Here is a 23,370-nt window from a genome sequence, read left to right on the forward strand (position 1 = left end):
TCGCCGGGGGCGCGAGGACGACACCCACGCCTCCTCGTGTCGCGGCGGAGCGGCGAACACCGGGAGCCCGCGGTCAGACGGCGGCGGCGAGCTCGTCGATCGCCGCGGGGGAGAGGGCGTGGTGGATCGCGAGCATGCTCGCGCCCATGAGTCCCGCCCGATCGCCCGCCCGGGACGGCACGATGCTCAGGTGCTCGGTCGCGAGCGGCATCGACCGCTGGTAGACGACCTCGCGCACGCCGGCCAGCAAGTGCTCGCCGGCCTGCGCCATGGAGCCGCCGATCGCGATGACCGAGGGGTTGATCATGTTGACGCAGGCGGTCAGCACCTCGCCGAGGTCGCGACCCGCCTGGCGGACGGCCTGCACCGCGTCGACGTTGCCGGCCCGGACGAGCTCGACCACCTGGCGGCCACCCTCGCAGTCGTGGCCGAGGGCCCGCAGCGAGCGGGCGAGGGCCGGGCCGGAGGCGACGGCCTCGAGGCACCCGACGTTGCCGCAGTGGCAGACGACGCCGGCGCCGCGGGGGATCTGCACGTGGCCGATGTCGCCCGCGATGCCCTGGGCGCCGCGCTGCAGGCGACCGCCCGAGATGATGCCCGAGCCGATGCCGGTGGCGACCTTGACGAACAGGAAGTGGTCGGTGCCCGGCCAGGCGTGGCTGCGCTCGCCGAGGGCCATGATGTTGACGTCGTTGTCGACGAGGACGGGCACGTCGAGGTGGCGCCTCACCCAGCCCGGCACGTCGACGCCGTCCCAGCCGGGCATGATCGGCGGGTTCACCGGTCGACCCGTGCTGAACTGCACGGGGCCCGGCAGGCCGATCCCGACCCCGATGAGGTCGTCCCGGGTGCGACCGAGCCGGTCGAGCAGGGCGTCCGCCCCGGTCACCATGCCGGCGAGGGTCGTCTCGGGACCGTCGGCGATGTCGATCAGGCGACGGTCGCTGATCAGCTCGACGCCCATCAGGTCGGTCAGGGCGAGGTTGACGTGGCCCGCTCCGAAGTCCGCGGCCAGGACGACGCGCGCCGAGGGGATGAGCGCCACGCGAGAGGGAGGGCGGCCACCCGTCGAGACGGCGTCTGCGGAGGGGCCGACCAGACCGAGTTCGGCCAGGACGTCGAGGCGCAGGCCGATCGTCGACCGGGCGAGGCCCGTCATCGCCGCGAGTTCGGCCCGGGTGCGCGGCACGCCGTCGCGGAGCAGCTGGAAGATCTCGCTGGCTCCGGTGCTGCCGAGGGCAGACGACCTCGTCGTGTCGGACATGGCAGCAGTAAACCACAGCCCTCGGCGACGCCCGAGAGAACCCCGCCGAGAAAAGGTCGACTTTTGCTTGCGGGTCGACAGAAGCGGTCCTATGGTGAGTCTCGGTCGACGCCGACCGCCACTCTTCCGGGGGTGACCGGTCGACGGCTCGACCGCTGAGAGTCCCCGACGGTGCCCGTCGCCGTCGCACATCCACTCGGAAGAGGAGACACGCCTGGTGACCACCGCAAGCCCGATCTCGGTCCAGCTCTACACGGTCAGAGACGCCATCGCCGCCGACCTGCCCGGCACCCTGAAGCGAATCGCCGACCTCGGCTACACCCAGGTCGAGCCGTACGCCTTCGTCGACCGCGTCGACGAGTACGCCGAGGCCCTGCCCGCCGCCGGACTCACCGCGCCCAGCGCGCACGTCGGCCTGATCGGCAAGGACCTCGAGCCGATCTTCGCCGCCGCCACCCGTCTCGGCGTCGGCACGATCATCGACCCGCACATCGACGAGACCCGCTGGGTCACCCGTGAGGACGTCGAGGCGATCGCGAAGGAGCTGGGCGAGATCGCCGACGCGGCCGCCGCCCACGACCTCACCATCGGCTACCACAACCACGCCTTCGAGCTGGAGAACCTGATCGACGGCACCCCCGCCCTCGAGGTGTTCGCCGCGGCCCTGCCCGCGAACGTCGTGCTCGAGATCGACACCTACTGGGTCGAGGTCGGCGGCGTCGACGCCGCCGAGCTGCTCGCCCGCCTCGGCGACAAGGTTCAGTTCCTCCACGTGAAGGACGGCCCGAAGAACAAGAACGACGTCGAGCAGGTCGCCGTCGGGCGCGGGTCGATGCCCGTCCGCGACATCCTGCAGGCGGCCCGTCAGGCCACCCCCGTCGTCGAACTCGACGACCACGCCGGTGACGTGTTCACCGCGCTCGCCGACAGCCTCGAGTTCCTGCAGGGGGTCCGCGCATGACCGACGTGACGACTGCCTCGCGGCCCGCCGTCGCCTCCGACGGCAAGACCGGCCCGGTGGGCGTCGGGGTCATCGGCGCCGGCGTGATCAGCGACCAGTACCTCGGCAACCTCACGCAGTTCCCCGACCTCGAGGTGCTCTTCATCGCCGACATCGACCAGGCCCGCGCGGCGGCCCAGGCCGAGAAGTGGGGCGTGCCCGCCAGCGGCACGGTCGACGAGTTGCTCGCCCTCGACGACGTCGAGATCGTGGTCAACCTGACGATCCCGGCGGCCCACGTCGACGTGGCGCTGCAGGCCGTCGCCGCGGGCAAGCACGTCTGGGGTGAGAAGCCCTACGCCCTCGACCGCGAGAGCGGTGCCCGGCTGCTGGCCGCCGCGAAGGAGGCGGGCGTCCGCGTGGCCGTCGCCCCGGACACGTTCCTCGGCGCCGGTCTGCAGACCGGACTGCGGGTCGTGAAGCGAGGCGACATCGGCACGCCCCTGACCGGCCTCGCGCTCTTCCAGGTGCCCGGCCCCGAGTCGTGGCACCCCAGCCCCGAGTTCCTCTTCGCCTACGGCGCGGGACCGATGTTCGACGTCGGCCCGTACTACCTGACCACGCTCGTGCAGGTCTTCGGACCCGTCGCGAAGGTCACGGCCACGGCGTCGAAGGCCCGGGACAGCCGGGTCATCGGCTCGGGGCCGAAGGCCGGAACGGTCTTCCCCGTCGAGGTGCCGACGCACGTGAGCGCCCTGCTGCAGTTCGAGAGCGGCGCCAGCGCGCAGGCCGTCTTCAGCTTCGACTCGAAGCTGGCCCGTGCCGGCTTCGTCGAGATCGCCGGGACCGAGGGCACGGCCGTGTTCCCCGACCCGAACGAGTTCGAGGGCGACACGACGGTCCACACGGGCACCGACGAGCCGGCGGTCGTCGCGGCCACGGGTTCGACCTTCACCCGCGGCACCGGCGTCGCCGAGCTCGCCCAGGCCATCCGCGAGGGTCGCCGTGAGCGCGTGCCCGGCGAACTCGCCTTCCACGTCCTCGACGTCATGGTCTCGCTGGCCGAGTCCGCCGAACGTGACGAGAGCGTCCGTGTCGACTCGACCCTCGAGCCGACGCCCGAGCTGCCCGAGAGCTGGGACCCCTCCGTCCCGACCCTCGGCTGATCCGGTGCGGTGCCGGCGCCTCCTCGACGCCGGCACCGCGCCTCCCGACCCGTCCACCCCCTGAGCGCACCACCCGCACCACTCGTACCACCGGAGTCACCACAGCACCACGAACCCCCGCACCACCCCTTCCCTCACTCGATGAAGAGAAATCTCGAAGAAGAGACACCAGGAGAAGTCATGCAAACGAAGTTCCGTTGGCTCGCCGCCCTCGCGGTCGGAGCCCTCTCGGTCGGATCGATGACCGCCTGCAGCGCCTCCGGCGGCAGCGGCGACGCCGACACGATCACCTACTGGGCCAGCAACCAGGCTCCCACGGTCGAGAAGGACGCCGAGATCCTGCAGGAGAGCATCGACCGCTACACGGAGGAGACCGGCGTCAAGGTCGACCTCGAGGTCATCCCGTGGTCCGACCTCTACAACCGCATCCTCACCGCCGTCTCGAGCGGCGAGGGGCCCGATGTCCTCAACATCGGCAACACCTGGGCGGTGTCGCTGCAGTCCAGCGGTGCCTTCGTGCCCTGGGAGGGCGACGCCCTCGACCAGGTCGGTGGCCAGGACCGCTTCGTGCAGTCCAGCTTCGCCACCGGCGGTGCCGAGGGTCAGGCACCCACGTCGATCCCGCTCTACGGGCTGTCGTACTCGCTGTACTACAACACGAAGATGTTCGAGGCCGCGGGCATCACCACCCCGCCCGCCACCTGGGACGAGTTCGTCGAGGACGCCAAGAAGCTGACGGTCGACACCGACGGCGACGGCACGATCGACCAGTGGGGCGTCACCATGGCCGGGTCGAGCATCTCGAACAACGCCCACCAGGCGTTCGTCCGGGGCCTGCAGAACGGAGGCGCGCTGTACGACGAGGACGGCGAGCCCGACTTCGGCAACGATGGCGTCGTCAAGGGCGTCAAGGAGTGGGTCGACCTGATGGCGGTCGACAAGGTGGTCTCACCGTCCGACGCCGAGAGCGTGAACGGTTCGGACATGGCGGCGACGTTCGCGGACGACAAGGCCGCGATGTTCTTCGACCAGGCCCCCGACGCGAACCTCTCGGCCCGCGACTTCACCGACTACGCCGCGGCACCCGTGCCGATGGAGTCCGCCGACGCGACCGGTCTGCTGGGCACCCAGAGCCACGTGGCCGGCATCAACGTGAGCGTCTTCGAGAACAGCGGCAACAAGGACGCGGCGATCGACTTCGTCAAGCACCTGACGAGCGACTCCGAGCAGGTGTACCTGAACAAGGCGTTCAGCTCGCTGCCCGTGGTCACGAGCGCGTACGACGACCCGGCGTTCCAGTCGGACACGATCAAGCTGAAGCAGACGATCCTCGAGGACCACGCCCAGCCCATGCCCCTCTACCCCTCCGAGGGGCAGATGGAGACCTTGGTCGGCACCGCGATCAAGAACCTCCTCGCCACCGCAGCCCAGGGCGGTTCCGTCAGCGAGTCCGACGTCAAGTCGGCCCTCGAGGACGCGAACAGCCAGATGAGCTCGGGTCAGTAGCCCGTCCCACCGCCCGTGACGGGGGCGGCCGGTCCGATCGACCGGCCGCCCCCGCCACCCAGGCCCCGAGAGGACCCTCATGACCGTCAACGTCCTGCCCCCCGCCACCGCCGAGAAAGACCTCCCGCCCGACCCGCACCAGCAGGCCCCGATCGAGCCGGCCAAGCGCAAGAAGCACCGATCGCCGCTCGCCTACTTCCTGGTGGCGCCCGCCGCCCTGGCCGAACTGCTCGTCCACATCGTCCCGATGGTGCTCGGCATCTGGATCGCGTTCATCACGCTGAACCAGCTCAGCATCGCCAACTGGGTCAACGCGCCCTTCGTCGGCCTGCAGAACTTCGTCACCGCGCTCGACCCGTCCTCGCCCATCGCCGGCCAGCTGTACGGGGCCCTGGGGCGCACGCTGATGTTCACCGTCATCGTGGTGGCCATCGCCTGGAGCATGGGCATGCTCGGCGCGGTGCTCCTGACCAGCTCGTTCAAGGGCCGCGGCATCCTCCGCACGCTCTTCCTCGTGCCCTACGCCCTGCCGTCGTACGTCGGCACCATCGCCTGGGCCTTCATGTTCAACCAGCGCGACGGGGCCATCAACCGCTTCCTGGTGGACGACCTCGGCATCCTGCAGGACCGCCCCTTCTGGCTGCTCGGCGGCAACTCGTTCTGGGCCATCGTCATCGTGACGGCGTGGCAGTTCTGGCCCTTCGCCTTCCTGATGCTGCTCGCCGCGTTGCAGAACATCCCGGGCGACGTCTACGAGGCCGCGAGCCTCGACGGCGCCAGCCTCTGGAAGCAGTTCACCCAGATCACCCTGCCCATGGTCAAGCCGGCCAACGCCGTGCTGCTGTTGATCATGAGCCTGTGGATCTTCAACCAGTTCAACGTGCCCTACGTGCTCTTCGGCCCGGCGTCGCCCGAGCAGGCGACGCTCATCTCGCCGTTGATCTACCAGCAGTCGTTCAACAACTGGAACTTCGGCCTCGGCGGTGCCATGAGCGTGATGCTCCTGGTCGTGCTGCTGATCGCGTCGGCGTTCTACATCCGCATGGTTCTGCCGAAGGGACAACACGATGATTGAGACCCGTGGGTTCAAGGTCTTCCGCTTCTTCGGGCTGGCCTTCCTGTCGCTCGTGGTGGTCGTCCCGCTCTACGTGGTGCTGACCACCTCGATCAAGCCGCTCGCCGACGTCCAGGGCTTGTTCACCTGGATCCCCAGCCGGGTGACGCTCGAGCCGTACGTGCAGATCTGGCAGACGGTGCCGCTGGCGTCGTACTTCAAGAACAGCCTGATCGTCACGATCTCGGCGACGGTGCTGTCGGTGGCCATGGCCGTGCTCGCCGCGTACTCGCTGGCCCGCCTGCGGTTCAAGGGCCAGCGCAGCTTCAGCCTGGTCGTGCTGTCGACGCAGATGTTCCCGGGCATCCTGTTCCTGTTGCCGCTGTTCCTGATCTTCGTGCAGATCCAGCGCACGGTCGGCGTGCAGCTGACCGGCAGCTACCTCGGCCTGATCATCACCTACATGACGTTCTCGCTGCCGTTCTCGATCTGGATGCTGACGGGCTACTTCGCGTCCATCCCGAAAGAGCTGGAGGAGGCGTCGATGATCGACGGCACGGGTCGCCTCGGTGCCCTGTTCCGCGTGATCATCCCGGTCGCCAAGCCGGGCATCATCGCGGTCGCGGTCTACGCCTTCATCACGGCCTGGGGCGAGGTGCTCTTCGCCTCGGTGCTGACGAGCAAGGACACGCGCACGCTCTCCATCGGCCTCCGCGCCTACGCCTCGCAGCAGGACGTCTACTGGAACCAGCTCATGGCCGCCTCGGTCGTCGTCTCGCTGCCCGTGCTCATAGGCTTCATGCTCGTGCAGAAACACTTGATCACCGGACTGTCGTCGGGGGCCGTGAAGTGACCGAGCCGGCCGTGGCCACGGCGGTGGGGCCGGTGGGCGCCACCGCCGGCCCGGCCGGCCGAGCAGCGCCGAGCCGAGGAGGCGCGGGTCGCGTCGAACCCCTGCGCGTCGGCATCGTGGGCGGCGGCTTCATGGCGCGCGTGCACGCCGGCGCCGCGCGGTCGGCCGGCGCCCGCGTGGTCGCCCTCGCCTCCTCGAGCGCCGCCAGCGCGGCCCACGCGGCGGCGTCCCTGGGCGTCGACACCTCCCACGAGAGCGTCGACGACCTCGTGACCGATCCCGGCGTCGACGTCGTGCACGTCTGCTCGCCGAACGCCACGCACGCGCCCGTCGCGCTGGCGGCGCTCGCCGCCGGCAAGCACGTGGTCTGCGAGAAGCCGCTGGCGACCTCGAGCGCCGAGGCCGAGGCCCTGGTCGAGGCCGCCCGGGTCGGGCGACTGGTCGGTGCCGTGCCCTTCGTCTACCGCTACCACCCGATGGTGCGCGAGGCCCGGGCCCGCGTCGCCACGGGCGAGGTCGGCCGCGTGCTGAGCGTCCGGGGTTCGTACCTGCAGGACTGGTTGCTCGACAGCGACGACGTCGACTGGCGGGTCGACTCGGCCGCGGGTGGTCCGTCACGGGCCTTCGCCGACATCGGCAGCCACCTGGTCGACCTGCTCGAGTTCGTCCTGGGCGACCGGCTGGCCCGGCTGACCTCGACGACCACCACCGTGCACACGCACCGCGGCGGCTCGTCGGTCGACACCGAGGACGAGGCGGCCGTCGTGTTCGAGACGGCACGGGGGGCGATCGGCACCCTCTTCGTGTCGCAGGTCGCCCCGGGTCGCAAGAACCGCCTCCTGCTCGACCTGTCGGGCACCGCCGAGAGCCTCGAGTTCTCGCAGGAGGAGCCCGAGACGCTCTGGGTCGGACGCCGGTCGGGCACGCAGCTCGTCGCCCGCGACGCGGCCGTGCTCGCACCCGACGCCGCCCGCCTGTCGACCGTCCCCGCCGGGCACCCCATGGGCTACGTCGACGCGTTCGCCGGGTTCGTGCGCGACGCCCACGACGCCGTCCGGGGCGGGACCCCCGAGGGGCTGCCGACCTTCGTCGACGGCCTGCGCGCCGTCCGGGTGACCGAGGCGGTCCTCGCGTCCGCCGCGTCGCGCCGGTGGGTCGACCTGCCCTGACCCCGACCGTCCCGACCCCGTCGCCGCCCGCCCCGCCCCCGCCGCCCGCCCGCACCCCCGTCGCCCCCGAGAAGGAACCCATGGCCGAGAGCTCCCGCCCCGTCACCCTGTTCACCGGCCAGTGGGCCGACCTGCCCTTCGAGGAGGTCGCGGCACTCGCCGCCGGGTGGGGCTACGACGGCCTCGAGATCGCCGCGTCGGGCGACCACCTCGACCTCGAGCGCGCCGACCAGGACGACGCGTACCTGCGGTCGCGACTCGACGTGCTCGAGCGGCACGGCCTGGGGGTCTGGGCGATCTCGAACCACCTGACCGGGCAGGCGGTCTGCGACGACCCGATCGACTTCCGGCACCAGGCGATCGTGCGCCCGTCCACCTGGGGCGACGGCGAGCCCGAGGGCGTCCGGCAGCGGGCCGCGGAGGACATGAAGCGGGCGGCACGGGTGGCCCGCAAGATGGGCGTCGACACCGTCGTCGGCTTCACCGGCTCGAAGATCTGGCCCTACGTGGCGATGTTCCCGCCGGTCCCGGCGAGCGTGATCGACGCCGGCTACCAGGACTTCGCCGACCGCTGGAACCCCATCCTCGACGTGTTCGACGCCGAGGGCGTCCGGTTCGCCCACGAGGTGCACCCGAGCGAGATCGCCTACGACCACTGGACGAGCGTCCGGGCGCTCGAGGCCATCGAGCACCGGTCGGCCTTCGGCTTCAACTGGGACCCCTCGCACATGCTCTGGCAGGGGGTCGACACGGTGTCGTTCATCACCGACTTCGCCGACCGGATCTTCCACGTCGACTGCAAGGACACCCGCATCAAGCCCGTCAGCGGGCGCTCGGGCGTGCTCGGCTCCCACCTGCCCTGGGGCGACCCCCGCCGGGGCTGGGACTTCGTCTCGACCGGCCACGGCGACATGAAGTGGGAGGACGCCTTCCGCGCCCTCGACGCGATCGGCTACGACGGCCCGATCTCGATCGAGTGGGAGGACGCGGGCATGGACCGGTTGCACGGTGCTCCCGAGGCGCTCGCCTACATCCGTTCACTCCTCTGGAGACGACCGAGCGCCTCCTTCGACGCCGCCTTCTCGAACCAGTGACGGCAGACTGATCCCATGCCCCGAACCCTGCTGCCCGGCCAACGGAGCCGCCTGCTCGTCGTCGACCCCGCGACCGGCGACGTCGAGGTCGTCCTCGAGAGCACCCGCGTGCTCGTCGAGGCCCCGAACTGGAGCCCCGACGGTCGATGGCTCGTCGTCAACGGCGACGGCCTGCTCTGGCGGGTGCCCGCCGACGCCCGTGGGGTCGACGAGACGGCGCTCGAGCCGGTGCCGATGGGCGACGTGCCCGAGATCAACAACGACCACGTGATCGTTCCCGACCAGGGGGCCGTGATCGTGAGCGCCCGGGACGGCCACCTGTACGAGGTGCCGTGGGACGGCGTGACCCCGGGCGGCACCGCCCGCCGCGTGACGCGCGACCACCCGGCGGGCCGCAACCACAAGAACTACCTGCACGGCGTCTCGCCCGACGGTGCCACGCTCAGCGTGATCGTCGGCGCCCTGCCGGCGCCGGTCGACGACCCGGACGACGAGGAGGCGCGGGCCGGCTGGCGCACGAACGTCGCCCTGGTCTCGCTCGCCGACGGCGCGACCACGCCGGTGACCGACGACGAGCACCCCGACGACGGGGCCGAGTTCTCTCCGGACGGGGCGTGGCTGTGGGCGAACTCGGAGCGCGCCTCCGCGGGGGTCGCCGGCCACGCGCAGCTCTTCCGGAGCCGCCTGGACGGCGGAGACGTCGTGCAGGTGACCGACGACGAACGGGTCAACTGGTTCCCGCACGTGTCGCCCGACGGCTCGACGCTGCTCTGGGTGTCGTTCGAGCCCGGCACGCTCGGCCACCCCGAGAACCGCGACGTCGTGCTGCGCACCCTGCCCCTCGGTCCCGACGGCCTGCCCGTGCCGGGCCGGGCGCCACGCGACGTGCTCGCCCTCTTCGGCGGCCAGGGCACGATCAACGTGCCCTGCTGGGCCCCGGACTCGGCTCGTTTCGCCTGCGCCGACTACCCGTCCGCCTGACGCGCGCCCGGCGCCCCGGGTGCTCGCGGCCCGCGTGGTCGCCGTGGGCCGTCCGGGGACGATGCGCAGCCCGCTCATCGACCCATCACAGTTGGTTCATAGAAACGACTCGATACTTGGAGAGGTGACCACAACGACCCCCGCCACCGCCTCGGCCCCCCGCCTCACCCGTGCCGACGGAACGCCCCTCCGAGTCCTCGTCGTCGACGACGAGAACAGTCTCACCGACCTGCTCTCGATGGCCCTCCGCTACGAGGGATGGGACGTCAAGGCGGCCTCCGACGGTCAGGCGGCCCTCGCCACGGCGCGCGAGTTCAAGCCCGACGCGATCGTGCTCGACTGGATGCTGCCCGACATCGACGGCATACAGGTGCTGGGTCGACTGCGGTCGAGCGGTGACGACACCCCGATCCTGTTCCTCACCGCAAAGGACAGCGTCGAGGACCGCGTGTCGGGTCTCACCGCCGGGGGCGACGACTACGTCACCAAGCCGTTCTCGCTCGAAGAGGTCGTGGCCCGCCTGCGCGGCCTGATCCGCCGGTCGGCCTCGGCCATCAGCGAGGCGGGCGACTCGCGCATCGTCGTCGGCGACCTCGTGCTCGACGAGGAGAGCTACGAGGTGACGCGCGCCGGTCGCGAGATCGAGCTGACCGCGACCGAGTTCGAGCTGCTGCGCTTCCTGATGCGCAACCCGCGCCGCGTGCTGAGCAAGGCGCAGATCCTCGACCGGGTCTGGAGCTACGACTTCGGCGGCAAGTCCAGCGTCGTCGAGATCTACATCTCGTACCTGCGCAAGAAGATCGACGTCGGCGAAGAGCCGATGATCCACACCGTGCGCGGCGTCGGTTACGTGATCAAGCCCACGTCGTGAGCGATGCCCTGCCCGCCCGGGTGGGCTCGCGCCTCCGGGGCCTGGTGGGCCGGGCGCCCGGTCTCGCCGGGCCGCTCACGCTGCGCAACCGCCTGATCCTCAGCATCGTCGCGCTCGTGGTGCTGCTGACCATCGTGATCGGCTCGGTCAGCGTGTTCGTGCTCCAGGCGTCGCTCATGCGTCAGCTCGACGACGAGCTCGAGGGGGCGACGGGCCGCTCCGTGCCCATGGTGAACGCGCAGGGCTCGACGAGCCGGCCCTACCTGACGCCCGACGGCGACGACCTCTCGGGCCCGCGGCAGTCGCCCGGCACCTTCACGGCCGTCGTCGTGAACGAGACGGTCGTGGCGGCGTACCAGGTCGAGCAGTCGGGTCGGGTCGTCACGCCGCGCCTGACCGACGAGCTGACCTCGGTCGTGACGACCGTCGCCGGCTCGACCGCGCCCGAGTCCGTCTCGCTCGGGTCGGCGCTGGGGTCGTACCGGGTGGAGTCGCTCGCGGTCGGCTACCAGACGACCACCACGTCGGGCTCCCTCGCCACCACGCCGGCGTACCTCGTCGTCGGTCTGCCGACGAGCAGCGTCGACCGCACCATCACGGTCATGGTGGTCACGATCCTCGCGGTGACCCTCATCGGCCTCGCGGTCGCGATCGCGATCGCCTACGGGGTCGTGCGGAGCGCCCTCCGCCCGCTCGAGCGCATGTCCGACACGGCACTGCGGGTCGCCGAACTGCCGCTCGACCGCGGCGAGGTGGCCCTCGCGGAACGCGTCGACGAGGCCGACGCCGACACCCGCACCGAGGTCGGCCGCGTCGGTGCGTCGCTCAACCGCATGCTGGGCCACGTGGCCGGGGCCCTCGAGGCCCGTCAGCAGAGCGAGAACAAGGTGCGGCAGTTCGTGGCCGACGCCTCGCACGAGCTGCGCACCCCGCTCGCGTCGGTCCGCGGCTACGCCGAGCTGACCCGCCGCATGAACACGGGACTGCCCGACGACGTGGTCTACGCCATGGGCCGCATCGAGTCGGAGTCGCTGCGGATGACCTCGCTCGTCGAGGACCTCCTGCTGCTCGCCCGCCTCGACGAGGGTCGCGACCTCGTCACGGGCGACGTCGACCTGACCAGGGTCGTGCTCGACACGGTCAACGACGCCCACGTGGCCGGACCCACGCACGACGTCGACGTGTACGTGCCCGACGAGCCGGTGACCGTGCCGGGCGACGCCATGCGCCTGCACCAGATCGTCGCCAACCTGTTGACCAACGTGCGCACCCACACGCCCGACGGCACCCACGTGCACGTCTCGCTCACGGTCGACGACACGTCGGGGGAGGCCGTCGTCTCGGTCGCCGACGACGGACCGGGCATCGACCCGGCCGTGCTGCCCGTGCTGTTCGAACGGTTCGCCCGCGCCGACAGCTCGCGATCGCGGAAGGCCGGCTCCACGGGTCTCGGCCTCGCGATCGTCCAGGCCGTCGTCCACTCCCACGGCGGCACCGTCGACGTCGCGAGCTCGGACGGGGGAGCGACCTTCACCGTCCGCCTGCCGCTCGCGACGCCCGCGGGCGCACCCCACCACGAAGCCGAGGAGGCGCGACTTGCGTGAGCGCGCCTCTTGCGTCTACTCTGTACGAAGCCCAAGACCGCCGGTTGTAGTCGTCTGCTCGCAGACGGGTGCCGAAGGTTCTCGAGAGAGAGCGACCAGCGCAGGTGTGTGAAGTCGTTCCTCTTCTCGAAGAGATCCAGCTCCGTGCGCTTGCGCCGGAGCTTTTTTCATTGGTGCGGCGCCGGTCTCGGCGCGGCCGAGTCGAGTTCCCGGGGGCTGCCGGCACACCCACGTTTTAGGAGAGCCATGGCGAACAAGGAAGCATCGGTCGCCGAGCTCACGGACAACTTCCGTGACTCGACCGCCGTCCTGCTCACCGAGTACCGCGGTCTCACTGTTGCCGAGCTGAAAGAGCTCCGCAAGTCCATCAGTGCAGACGCGACGTACGCCGTGGTGAAGAACACGCTCAGCAAGATCGCGGCCAACAACGCCGGAATCAGCTCGTTCGACGACGAACTCGTCGGACCGTCTGCGATCGCCTTCGTGCACGGTGACCCTGTCGCCGTCGCCAAGAGCCTGCGTGACTTCGCCAAGGCACACCCCGCTCTGATCGTGAAGAACGGTTACTTCGACGGTAACCCGCTCACGGCAGACGAGGTCAAGCAGCTCGCCGATCTCGAGTCCCGAGAGGTGCTGCTGGGCAAACTGGCCGGCGCCTTCAAGGCTTCGCTGTTCGGTGCTGCCTACCTGTTCCAGGCACCGCTGTCCCAGGCCGTTCGCACGGTCGAGGCGCTGCGTGCCAAGCAGGAAGCCGACAGCTAAACAGCTGTCGTACCAACCCACACTTTAGAAAACCCATAAGGAGAACACCATGGCGAAGCTCACGCAGGACGAACTGATCGAGGCCTTCAAGGAGCTCACGCTCATCGAGCTCAGCGACTTCGTGAAGAAGTTCGAAGAGGTCTTCGAGGTCACCGCTGCTGCCCCCGTGGCCGCTGCCGGTGCCGCCGGCCCCGCCGCCGCCGCTGAAGAGGTCGAAGAGCAGACCGCTTTCGACGTCGTCCTCGAGGCTGCCGGCGACAAGAAGATCCAGGTCATCAAAGAGGTCCGCGCGCTCACGAGCCTCGGTCTCGGCGAGGCCAAGGCCGTCGTCGACGGTGCCCCCAGCACCGTCCTCGAGGGTGCCACGAAGGACGCCGCCGAGAAGGCCAAGGCTCAGCTCGAGGCCGCCGGCGCGACGATCACCCTCAAGTAGTCGGCGGGCCCTCGCGGCCCTCTGCGCTTGAGCGGCACGTCTGCTCAGCACCATACGGAAGGCGCCACCCCTCGGGGTGGCGCCTTCTGGCGTTTCCGCTGCGACCCGCCGACCACGCGGAGGGCCGGATCAGGAGGCGCGGGCCAGGACCGAGTGTCGGCGGCCGTACCCGAGGTACACCGCGGTGCCCACGACCATCCAGACGGCGAAGGCCGCCCAGGTGACCCACCCGAGGGTCACCATGAGCAGCACGCAGAAGGCGCAGCCGAGGACAGGGGTCAGCGGGTAGAGCGGCACCTTGTAGGTGCGGTCGAGCTCCGGTCGGTTGCGCCGCAGCCAGATGACCGACACGTTGACCAGGGCGAAGGCGAAGAGCGTGCCGATGCTCGTCGCGTCGGCCAGGGCGCCCAGGGGGATCACCGCCGCCGCGACGGCCACGGCTCCGCCGACGATCAGGGTGCCGGCGACGGGTGTCTGCGTGCGCGCCGAGACGCGGCCGAGGACGCGGGGCACGAGGCCGTCGCGGGCCATCGAGACGAAGATGCGCGTCTGACCGTAGAGCACCGTCAACACGACGCTCGCGATCGCCGCCACGGCGGTCACGGCGAAGAGGAAGGCGACCCACGGCTGCCCCGTGATGTCGGCGACGATCGTGACGAGGGTCGCCTCGCCGTCGGTGAAGGTCGTCCACGGGCGCGCGCCGATCGCGGCGACGGCCACGAGGATGTAGAGCACCGTGATGATCACGATCGAGGCGATGATGGCGCGCGGCAGGTCGCGCTTCGCGTCGCGGGCCTCTTCACCGGCCGTGGACGCCGCGTCGAAGCCGATGTACGAGAAGAACAGGCGCGAGGCCGCCGCCGAGACGCCGGCCGCGCCCATCGGTGCCAGCGGCTCGAAGTTCCCGGCGCGGAAGGCCGTGAAGGCGACGGCGACGAAGAACACGAGGAGCGCCACCTTGACGACGACGAGCAGGGTGTTGACCCAGGCGCTCTCCCGGGCGCCGGGAACGAGCACGAGGGTGGCGAGCAGGACGAGGACCGCGGCGGGCAGGTTGAGGACGCCGCCGGCGCCCGGGGGCTCGGCGATCGCGGCCGGCAGGGCGAGCCCGAACACGTCGAGGGCCTCGTTCACGTACTGCCCCGCCCCGACGGCGACGGCCGCGACCGAGACGGCGTACTCGAGCACGAGGCACCACCCGCAGACCCACGCGATGCCCTCGCCGAGCGTCGCGTACGCGTACGAGTAACTCGACCCCGACACGGGCACGCTGCCCGCCATCTCGGCGTACGACAGGGCCGACAGCAGGGCCGCGACGCCCGCGAGCACGAAAGAGATCCAGACGGCGGGGCCGGCCAGCGGGACGGCGGTGCCCAGCACGACCAGGATGCCCGTGCCGAGGGTCGCCCCGATGCTGATCGCCGTGAGGTGCCAGACGCCCAGGGTGCGTCGCAGACGGGGGCCGCCGTCGGCGGATGCCGCGCTCTCGGCGACGTAGGCCTCGAGGGGTTTGCGCGCCCTCAGCTGGGCGAGGAGGGACGGACGGGACGTGACGCGGGACTCGTGGGGCACCGCGAGAGGTTACCCCACGGCCGGCACCGCGCCTCCTCGTCCCTAGTCGTCGAGGTCGAGGCCGAGCTGCTTGACGCGGGTCATCGCCTCGCGCCGCGACGACGCCTGCAGCTTGCGGTAGATGCTGCGGACGTGGCTCTTGACGGTGTTGACCGAGATGAACAGCTGGCTGCCGATCTGGCCGAGGGTCTGACCGGTGGCCAGGTGGCGGACGATCACGAGCTCGCGGTCGCTCAGCGGCTCGGCGAGCTGGGGCACGACGTCGGCCGTGGTCCCGCGCAGGCGGTCGAGCACCCCGACGATGGCGGCCGGCTGACGACGGCCGACGGCGCGCTGCACGAGGTGGTCGAGGACGTCCTCCGGCAGGGTGGCGAAGAGCCAGATCGACCCGTTGTGACCCGCGCTCAGCAGGGCCTGGTCGAAGGCGATGTCGCTGCGCGCGGCGTCGCCGAGGGCGAGGTGTGCGGCCGCCTGGAGGGCGTGCACCTGGCCCATCGTGCGCTCGCTGTGCAGGTCGCCGATGGCGAGGCACGGTTCGAGCGCCTCGAGGGCGGCCTCGGGTTCACCGGCGGCGAGGTGCACGAGGGCGAGCACGCGACCGGGACAGCGGATGTGGTGGTGCGACGACGTCACCGACGACGCGAGTCGACGGGCCTCGTGCGGCTGACCGAGCAGGCGCATGGTCTCGGCCCGCAACACCGTGGCCGAGTCGGTGAGGGCACTGTGCCCGGTGAACCCGTCGATGGTGCGGGTGATCCGCGCCAGCAGGTCGAGCACCTCGATGTAGCGGCCCTCGGACAGCAGCACGTGCGCTTCGGCGAACAGGCCGAGCGCCTCCCAGTCGCTGCCGCGCGACGCCTGCCGCACGTCGGCGAGCAGACCCTCGTGGCCGCTCACGGCCTCACCGCGTTCGAGGGCGAGGTGCACGCGCGTGATCTGGGTGAGGGCCCCGAACGAGCTCCCCAGCAGGTCGGTGCCGTCGGCGAGCTCGCGGGCGAGGTCGACGTGGCGGTCGGCGAGGTCGAAGTCGCCGATCAGCATCGCGACGAAGGCGAGCGCCGAGAGGCACTCGACCCGCTCGGCGGTGCTGAGGTGGTCCTCGCCGAGACCGTTCGCGAGGCTCAGGGCGAAGCGGGCCTGGTCGATCTCGCCGTAGTGCAGCCGGATGAGGCCGAGCTGCAACGAGAAGGAGGCGCTGAGCGAGATGCGCACGCTGATCGACTCGGCGAGGTCGTTCTCGATGAGGGTCCGGGCGACCTCGAGGTGCTCGTGGGCCACGACGAAGTTGCCGAGGGTGCGCAGCGACGCCCCGAGGTGCACGTGGTAGCCCGCCCGGATGTCGAGCGGCAGGTCGGGGTCGGCGTCGAGCGCCTTGGCGACGCCGCGGAACCAGGGCAGGGCCGCACTGCGCGAGCGGGAGCCGACCGAGCGGTGGCTCGCCGCCAGGGCGAGCAGGATGCGGGGTCGGCCGCGCCATTCCTCTTCGGGCGTCGAGCGGATGGCCTCGCGCAGACGCGCTCCCTGCAAGGGGGCGATCTGGGTCCAGCCCTGCTCGATGGCATCGAGAGCGGCCCGGTGGTCGGCGGGCTGCAGTTCGGCACTCGGCGGTTCGACGGCCGTGGGGTTCGACGTGTTCACGATGGTCCTAGCTCGGCCGCTTCGGGAGGCTCGCCCGTCGGGTAGGGAGAACGCGGCTGCCGGAGCCTGGTCAGGTGCACCGACACCGCCATACTAAACTGAGTGTTCATTACGCCGTATGGTCTGTCGGGCATTGCGCCCACAACTGGGGGACGAACGGTCGTTCTACGGCGTGTCGCGGCGTGTCGCGGTGAGGCTCTTTTCCGGGGGACGGCAACGGTGACGGCAACCGCGAACGGCGACGACGCGTCGACGTCCGACGGTGGGCCACTCGTGACGGGGGTCGGGCCTACGCTGACCGCATGAGTTCGATGCACGCCCCCGCAGGCGGTCCCCGGGGCGGAGGCCGACCGGGCGGGTCCGGCCGGGTCTCGAGCGGCGACGCCGAGGCCCAGCGTGCGGCGAACGCCACCGCGCCGCGCATCCCCGACCTGTTCCGTCGCATCCGCGGCCTGTTCGCCCCGCACCGGCGGGCCCTCGTCGTCACCGTCGTGCTCGTCCTGATCGGGGCCGCCGTCAGCGTGGCTCCACCGCTGCTCACCAAGCAGGCGTTCGACCGGGGGTTGTTCCCCCAGGGCGGTCCCGACGTGCCCGTGCTGCTCGAACTCGTGGGCGCCATGGTGGGACTCTGGGTGCTGTCCGCCGGCATCGGCGTCTGGCAGACGTACCTGACCGCCACGGTCGGCAACAAGGTGATGGGTGCGTTGCGCATCCGCCTCTTCGGCCACCTGCAGCGCATGGAGCTCGCGTTCTTCACCCGCACCAAGACCGGGGTCATCCAGTCGCGCCTGCAGAACGACGTCGGCGGCGTCGCGAACGTGCTGAGCAACACCATCTCGAGCGTCCTCGGCAACACGGTCACGGTCATCGCGGCCTTCGTGTCCATGCTCGTGCTCAGCTGGCAGATGACCGTCGTCACGGTCGTCCTGCTGCCGCTGCTGGTGGTGGCCCAGCGACGGGTGGGCCAGGTGCGCGCCCGCATCGCCACCAAGACGCAGGAGTCGCTCAGCGACATGACCGCCATCACGCAGGAGGCGCTGAGCGTCAGCGGCATCCTGTTGGCGAAGAGCTTCAACCAGCAGCGCGCCGAGGTCGAGCGCTACTCGGCGGAGAACCGCACCCAGATCGGGTTGCAGGTGCGTCAGCAGATGAGCGGGCAGTGGTTCTTCGCCGTCGTCCAGATCTTCCTCTCGGTCATCCCCGCCCTCATCTACCTGGTCGCGGCCTGGCTGATCCTCCGTGACGTGCCCGTGACGGCGGGCACGATCGTGGCCTTCACCACGGTGCAGGCCCGCTTGACCTTCCCGCTCATGGGGCTGCTGCGGGTGGCCCTCGACCTGCAGACCTCCGGAGCGCTCTTCGCGCGCATCTTCGAGTACCTCGACCTCCACCCGGCGATCACGAACGACCCCTCGGCCGAGCCGGTCGACGAGACGCAGCTCGGCCGGGTCGAGTTCGACGACGTCTCGTTCTCGTACCCCGACGCCGAGCCGGGGCAGAAGACCCTCGACGGCGTCTCGTTCGACATCGCGCCCGGCCAGTTCGCCGCCTTCGTCGGCCCGAGCGGTGCGGGCAAGACGACCGTCTCGTACCTGATCCCGCGGTTCTACGAGGCGTCCGGCGGGGCGGTGCGATTCGCCGGCACCGACGTCCGGCGCCTCGACCAAGAATCGCTGGTCGGCAACATCGGCATCGTCAGCCAAGAGACCTACCTCTTCCACGCCAGCATCGGCGACAACCTCCGGTACGCGCGACCCGACGCGACCGACGAACAGTTGGTCGACGCAGCCCGGCAGGCGAACATCCACGAGACCATCGCGTCGTTCCCCGACGGTTACGACACGATCGTGGGCGAGCGGGGCTATCGCCTCTCGGGCGGCGAGAAACAACGCATCGCCATCGCTCGCGTCCTGTTGAAGGACCCCGCCGTCATGGTCCTCGACGAGGCGACGAGCGCCCTCGACACGGTGTCCGAGCGCGTGGTGCAAGAGGCCCTCGACACGGCGACCCGTGGCCGGACGACGATCGCCATCGCGCACCGGCTCTCGACCGTGCGCGACGCGGACGTCGTGTTCGTCGTGGTGGCCGGTCGCGTCGTCGAGCGAGGGACGCCTGACGAGCTGCTCGCCCTGGGCGGGGTGTACGCCGAGCTGTACGGGCAGCAGGTGTCGTCGTAGCGCTGCGTCCCGTCAGCCGCGCTCGACGAGCATCGCCTGCATGGCGTCGACCTCGCTCTGCTGCGTCTGCAGCATGCCCGAGGCGAAGGCCCGCACCTGCGGCACCTCGCTGCGCGCCAGGACGGCGTCGGCCATCTCGATGCCGCCCTCGTGGTGCGCGATCATCAGGGTCAGGAAGATCCGCTCGGCCTCGACGCCGTTCGCCGAGGCCAGTGCCGCCAGCTGCTCGTCGGTCGCCAGCCCCGGCATGCGGCCGCCGGGTTCGTGGGTGGCGACGGGCGTGGCCGAGCCGCCCGCGCCTCCGTCGTCGGTCATGTGGTGGCTGCCGTAGTCCCCGTCGAGGGTCGGTCGGGTCATCCAGGTCATGGTCGGCTCCGAGGGCGCCTGCGGGAGGCGCCACAGCTCGAGCCAGGCGTACATCTGACCGGCCTGCTGCGACTGCGTGAGGGCCATGTCGTAGGCCAACGAGCGCACCGCGGGGTCGTCGGTCCGGTCGCGGACCATCATCGCCATCTGCACGGCCTGCTCGTGGTGCACCTGCATGTCGCGCGAGAACCCCGCCTCGACGCTGTCCGTACCGGGCGTGACGGGGGTGGGCGAGCTGAGCCGCCCGAGCGCGACGCCGACCAGCAGCACGATCGCCACGGTCAGGACCCCCGCGATCACCAGCCTCAGCCGACGACCCGAGGAGGCGCGGTGCGGTCCCGCCCCGTCGGTCGCGTCGTCGTCGTGCCCCGGTGCCGTCACGCGATCTTGCCGGTGCCGTCCACGCCGCCGCTGCACGGCGCACCGGGCTCGGGGGCGTTCGTGGACTTCCAGTACTTGGTGACGAAGTCGGACACGGTGGCCTCGTCGTCGGTCACGTTCGCGAAGGGCAACTGGGCGCCCCAGGCCGAGACGTACATGGGGGAGTCGAGGCCCTCGTAGGGCGAGACGACCGCGTACGTGTCGGGGGCGAAGTCGCGCAGCGCCTCGATCTCGGCCTCGCTGACCTGCTCGGGGTCGTAGGTGAACCAGACGGCGCCGTGCTCGAGGTCGTGGACGGCGTTCTCGTTCGGCACGGGCTCGGTGTAGACGCCGCAGTTCAGCCAGATCTGGTTGTGGTCGCCGCCCGCGGGAGGGGTCATCGCGTAGTCGACGCTGCCGCCGACGTGGTTCGCGGTGAGGTCGGAGTAGGTCTTCACGCCGTCGATCTCGATGGCCTGGGGGTCCTGCCGCGGCTGGCCGCTCGTCACGACGAAGGTGACGACCAGCGCGATCGCCGCCGCGCCCGCGACCGAGGCGGTGACGATGCCGATGGTGCGGTTGCGCTTCGCCCGGGCCTGTTGCCGCTTGAGCTCGGCCACCTTCTCGTGACGCCGGGCGTCTCGCTGCTGCTTGACGGTGGGTTTGTCGGTCGGCTTGTCGCTGCTGGCCACGGGGGTCCTCTGGGGTCGGGGAGGTGGTCGGGACGCACCCGATCGTGGATGCGTCAACCATTTTCTCTCACGACTGCCTGGGAGGCGCGTGCCAGCAGGTCGGGCCCGCCGACCCTCCGTCACACGCCACGACCCCGTCGTTAGACTCGACGAACGGGTCCGGCGGGGACGCCCCGACCGACCCGACCACCCGAGTCGTCGACCTGCGCGCGCCCCACGAGGGCCCCGCGAGAACCGGAGCACCCGTGAAGTACGCCGAGACCGTCCTCGACCTGATCGGTGACACGCCGCTCGTCAAGCTGAACAAGGTGACCGAGGGCATCACGGCGACCGTGCTCGTCAAGGTCGAGTACGTCAACCCGGGCGGTTCGTCGAAGGACCGCATCGCGACGCGCATCATCGACGCGGCCGAGCGCGACGGCCTGCTCGGGCCCGGGGGCACCATCGTCGAGCCGACCAGCGGCAACACCGGGGTGGGCCTCGCCCTCGTCGCCCAGCAGCGCGGTTACCGCTGCGTCTTCGTCCTGCCCGACAAGGTCGGCGAGGACAAGCGCAACGTGCTCAAGGCCTACGGCGCCGAGATCGTCGTCACCCCGACCGCCGTCGAGCCGACCAGCCCCGAGTCCTACTACAGCGTCTCCGACCGCCTCGCGCGCGAGATCCCCGGGGCGTTCAAGCCGAACCAGTACGCCAACCCCAACGGGCCGCTCAGCCACTACGAGACGACGGGCCCCGAGATCTGGCGCGACACCGACGGCCGCATCACGCACTTCGTCGCGGGCGTGGGCACCGGCGGCACCATCAGCGGTACCGGCCGCTACCTCAAAGAGGTGTCCGGAGGCGCGGTGCAGGTCGTCGGCGCCGATCCCGAGGGCAGCGTCTACAGCGGGGGCACCGGCCGCCCCTACCTTCTCGAGGGCGTCGGCGAGGACTTCTGGCCGGCCGCCTACGACCCCTCGGTCGTCGACCGCATCATCGCCGCGGACGACGCCCGTTCGTTCGAGCTGACCCGGCGCCTCGCCCGCGAGGAGGGACTGCTGGTCGGCGGCTCGTCCGGCCTGGCCGTCGCGGCCGCCCTCGACGTGGCCCGCGAGCTCGGCCCGGACGACGTCGTCGTCGCCCTGCTGCCCGACGGCGGGCGCGGCTACCTCGGCAAGATCTTCAACGACGCGTGGATGCGCTCGTACGGCTTCGGCGTCAGCCACGACGAGCGGTCGGTCCGCGATCTGATCGCCTCCAAGACCGGGCAGTTGCCCGACCTCGTCCACGCCCACCCGTCCGACACCGTCCACGACGTGATCGGCATCATGAAGACCTACGGCGTCTCGCAGATGCCCGTGCTCTCGGCCGAGCCCCCGGTCGTCATCGGCGAGGTCGTCGGTGCCATCGAGGAGAAGGCGTTGCTCGAGGCCATCTTCCGCGGGGGCGCGACCATGGGCGACGCCGTCTCGGCGTACCTCGGCGACCCCCTGCCCCTGATCGGCGTGAACGAACCCGTCTCGGCGGCCCGGTCCGCGCTCGAGTCCGTCGACGCCCTGCTCGTCACCGACGACGGCCGCCCGGTCGGCGTCGTCACCCGACAGGACGTCCTCTCCTTCCTGTCCTCCTGAGCGGCCGGGGCGGCACCGTCACCCGGCGGCCCGGCCCGCGCCTCCTCGTCCCCCCTCCGTCTGCACCACCCGTCCCCCTCGAAAGGACATCCTCATGACCCACGGCTTCTCGACCAGGGCGATCCACGCCGGCCAGGACTTCGACCCCACCACCGGTGCCGTCGTCCCCCCGATCTACCAGTCGTCGACGTTCGTCCAGGACGGCATCGGCGGGTTCCGCGGCGGCTACGAGTACGCGCGGTCGGCGAACCCGACGCGCGACTCGCTGCAGACCCTGCTCGCCGACCTCGAGGGCGGCAGCGCCGCGTTCAGCTTCGCCTCGGGGCTGTCGGCCGAGGACGCGCTGCTGCGTTCGGTCCTGGCGCCCGGCACGCGCATCGTCATGGGCAACGACGTCTACGGCGGCACGCACCGCCTCGTCAACCGGGTGTGGGTGCCCTGGGGCGTCACGCTCGACACCGTCGAGATGAGCGACCTCGACGCCGTGCGCGCCGCGGTCCAGGCCGCTCCGACGGCCGTGCTCTGGGTCGAGACCCCGAGCAACCCGCTGATGAAGATCAGCGACATCGCGGCGCTCGCCGAGATCGGGCACGCGGCCGGGGCCGTCGTCGTCGTCGACAACACGTTCGCGTCGCCGTACCTGCAGCAGCCCCTCGCCCTGGGGGCCGACGCGGTCGTCCACTCGACGACGAAGTACATCGGCGGTCACTCGGACGTCGTGGGCGGAGCCGTCGTCGTGCGCGACGACGAGCTCGCCGCGAAGGTCGGCTTCGTCCAGTTCGGCGTCGGTGCCGTGTCGGCGCCGATGGAGGCGTGGCTCACGGTGCGCGGCATCAAGACGCTCGGCGTGCGCGTCGACCGCCACTCGTCGAACGCCCTCGCCATCGCCCGGGCCCTCGAGGGGCACGCGGCGGTCGAGCGCGTCTACTACCCGGGGCTCGAGTCGCACCCGGGCCACGAACTCGCCGCCCGGCAGATGCGGGCGTTCGGCGGCATGCTCTCGGTGCAGCTGAGCGCGGGCGCCGCCGCGGCCCGACGGTTCGCCGAGTCGACCGAGCTGTTCCAGCTGGCCGAGTCGCTCGGCGGCGTCGAGTCGCTGATCGGCTACCCGAGCGAGATGACCCACGCCTCGGTGCGCGGCACCGAGCTCGAGGTGCCGGACTCCATCGTGCGGCTGTCGGTCGGCATCGAGGACGTCGACGACCTGCTCGGCGACGTCACGCAGGCGCTCGCCCGCCTCGACGCGTAGGCGACCTCG

20 protein-coding genes are annotated in these 23,370 nt (G+C 70.9%); 15 read left to right on the plus strand and 5 right to left on the minus strand.

Annotated elements, in window-relative coordinates; all coding sequences use genetic code 11:
- Positions 1-73: 73 nt before the first annotated feature.
- Positions 74-1,264, minus strand: coding sequence for an ROK family transcriptional regulator (locus IFT79_RS13105; RefSeq protein ID WP_056046530.1), 1,191 nt, complete (start codon positions 1,262-1,264; stop codon positions 74-76).
- 217 nt (positions 1,265-1,481) lie between these two features.
- Here IFT79_RS13105 and IFT79_RS13110 point away from each other — a divergent pair, with 217 nt between their 5' ends.
- The 12 genes from IFT79_RS13110 (at position 1,482) to rplL (ending at position 13,697) form a co-directional block, all read left to right on the plus strand.
- Positions 1,482-2,225, plus strand: a complete 744-nt coding sequence (locus IFT79_RS13110; protein WP_152970255.1) for a sugar phosphate isomerase/epimerase family protein — start codon at positions 1,482-1,484, stop codon at positions 2,223-2,225.
- Entirely contained in the window at positions 2,222-3,370 is a 1,149-nt protein-coding gene (locus tag IFT79_RS13115) for a Gfo/Idh/MocA family protein (RefSeq protein ID WP_056046529.1), read from the plus strand. The genes IFT79_RS13110 and IFT79_RS13115 overlap by 4 nt, the downstream gene beginning before the upstream one ends.
- Positions 3,371-3,550: 180 nt before the next feature.
- Entirely contained in the window at positions 3,551-4,876 is a 1,326-nt protein-coding gene (locus IFT79_RS13120; RefSeq protein ID WP_123570513.1) for an ABC transporter substrate-binding protein, read from the plus strand.
- Between the two features lie 79 nt (positions 4,877-4,955).
- On the plus strand, positions 4,956-5,951 hold the full coding sequence (locus IFT79_RS13125) for a carbohydrate ABC transporter permease (protein ID WP_082460311.1): 996 nt from the start codon (positions 4,956-4,958) through the stop codon (positions 5,949-5,951).
- Complete coding sequence (locus IFT79_RS13130) at positions 5,944-6,783, plus strand: carbohydrate ABC transporter permease (protein ID WP_043592933.1); 840 nt, start codon at positions 5,944-5,946, stop codon at positions 6,781-6,783. Before IFT79_RS13125 ends, IFT79_RS13130 begins: the two co-directional genes overlap by 8 nt.
- Entirely contained in the window at positions 6,780-7,952 is a 1,173-nt protein-coding gene (locus IFT79_RS13135; protein ID WP_342211847.1) for a Gfo/Idh/MocA family protein, read from the plus strand. The genes IFT79_RS13130 and IFT79_RS13135 overlap by 4 nt, the downstream gene beginning before the upstream one ends.
- 80 nt (positions 7,953-8,032) lie before the next feature.
- Positions 8,033-9,046 carry a sugar phosphate isomerase/epimerase family protein gene (locus IFT79_RS13140; protein WP_056047744.1) on the plus strand — a complete coding sequence of 338 codons (1,014 nt, stop codon included), beginning with the start codon at positions 8,033-8,035 and terminating at the stop codon, positions 9,044-9,046.
- Between the two features lie 15 nt (positions 9,047-9,061).
- Positions 9,062-10,027, plus strand: a complete 966-nt coding sequence (locus tag IFT79_RS13145; protein WP_192124600.1) for a TolB family protein — start codon at positions 9,062-9,064, stop codon at positions 10,025-10,027.
- A gap of 112 nt (positions 10,028-10,139) precedes the next feature.
- Positions 10,140-10,898: a response regulator transcription factor gene (locus IFT79_RS13150; protein ID WP_056046521.1), complete on the plus strand. Its 759-nt coding sequence runs from the start codon at positions 10,140-10,142 to the stop codon at positions 10,896-10,898.
- On the plus strand, positions 10,895-12,502 hold the full coding sequence (locus tag IFT79_RS13155; protein WP_342211848.1) for a sensor histidine kinase: 1,608 nt from the start codon (positions 10,895-10,897) through the stop codon (positions 12,500-12,502). The genes IFT79_RS13150 and IFT79_RS13155 overlap by 4 nt, the downstream gene beginning before the upstream one ends.
- 246 nt (positions 12,503-12,748) lie before the next feature.
- A complete protein-coding gene (gene rplJ / locus IFT79_RS13160; protein ID WP_043592926.1) occupies positions 12,749-13,264 on the plus strand; it encodes a 50S ribosomal protein L10 in 516 nt (171 codons plus the stop codon).
- A gap of 49 nt (positions 13,265-13,313) precedes the next feature.
- Entirely contained in the window at positions 13,314-13,697 is a 384-nt protein-coding gene (gene rplL, locus IFT79_RS13165) for a 50S ribosomal protein L7/L12 (RefSeq protein ID WP_056046519.1), read from the plus strand.
- Positions 13,698-13,826: 129 nt separating this feature from the next.
- Here the strand turns inward: rplL and IFT79_RS13170 are convergent, their stop codons facing one another.
- Both IFT79_RS13170 and IFT79_RS13175 read right to left on the minus strand, forming a co-directional pair.
- Positions 13,827-15,269 (minus strand): APC family permease, encoded by a 1,443-nt coding sequence (locus IFT79_RS13170; RefSeq protein WP_159826117.1) that lies wholly within the window; start codon positions 15,267-15,269, stop codon positions 13,827-13,829.
- Positions 15,270-15,311: 42 nt separating this feature from the next.
- A complete protein-coding gene (locus IFT79_RS13175; RefSeq protein WP_192124602.1) occupies positions 15,312-16,907 on the minus strand; it encodes a LuxR C-terminal-related transcriptional regulator in 1,596 nt (531 codons plus the stop codon).
- A 302-nt stretch (positions 16,908-17,209) separates the two neighbouring features.
- Here IFT79_RS13175 and IFT79_RS13180 point away from each other — a divergent pair, with 302 nt between their 5' ends.
- Positions 17,210-19,084, plus strand: a complete 1,875-nt coding sequence (locus IFT79_RS13180) for an ABC transporter ATP-binding protein (protein WP_173151315.1) — start codon at positions 17,210-17,212, stop codon at positions 19,082-19,084.
- A 12-nt stretch (positions 19,085-19,096) separates the two neighbouring features.
- On the opposite strand, the gene IFT79_RS13185 is transcribed toward IFT79_RS13180, so the two are convergent.
- The gene (locus tag IFT79_RS13185) at positions 19,097-19,831 is read right to left on the minus strand and encodes a DUF305 domain-containing protein (RefSeq protein WP_173151313.1); all 735 of its coding nucleotides are present in this window, start codon (positions 19,829-19,831) and stop codon (positions 19,097-19,099) included.
- Entirely contained in the window at positions 19,828-20,502 is a 675-nt protein-coding gene (locus IFT79_RS16735) for a DUF3105 domain-containing protein (RefSeq protein WP_056046511.1), read from the minus strand. The genes IFT79_RS13185 and IFT79_RS16735 overlap by 4 nt, the downstream gene beginning before the upstream one ends.
- A gap of 245 nt (positions 20,503-20,747) precedes the next feature.
- On the opposite strand from IFT79_RS16735, the gene IFT79_RS13195 reads away from it, so the two are divergent.
- The gene (locus tag IFT79_RS13195; RefSeq protein WP_056046509.1) at positions 20,748-22,112 is read left to right on the plus strand and encodes a cystathionine beta-synthase; all 1,365 of its coding nucleotides are present in this window, start codon (positions 20,748-20,750) and stop codon (positions 22,110-22,112) included.
- A gap of 94 nt (positions 22,113-22,206) precedes the next feature.
- Entirely contained in the window at positions 22,207-23,361 is a 1,155-nt protein-coding gene (locus IFT79_RS13200; protein WP_056046507.1) for a cystathionine gamma-synthase, read from the plus strand.
- Positions 23,362-23,370: the final 9 nt, after the last annotated feature.

The sequence above is a fragment of the Frigoribacterium sp. CFBP 8759 genome (genome assembly GCF_014841655.1).
In the GTDB taxonomy this organism is placed as follows: domain Bacteria; phylum Actinomycetota; class Actinomycetes; order Actinomycetales; family Microbacteriaceae; genus Frigoribacterium.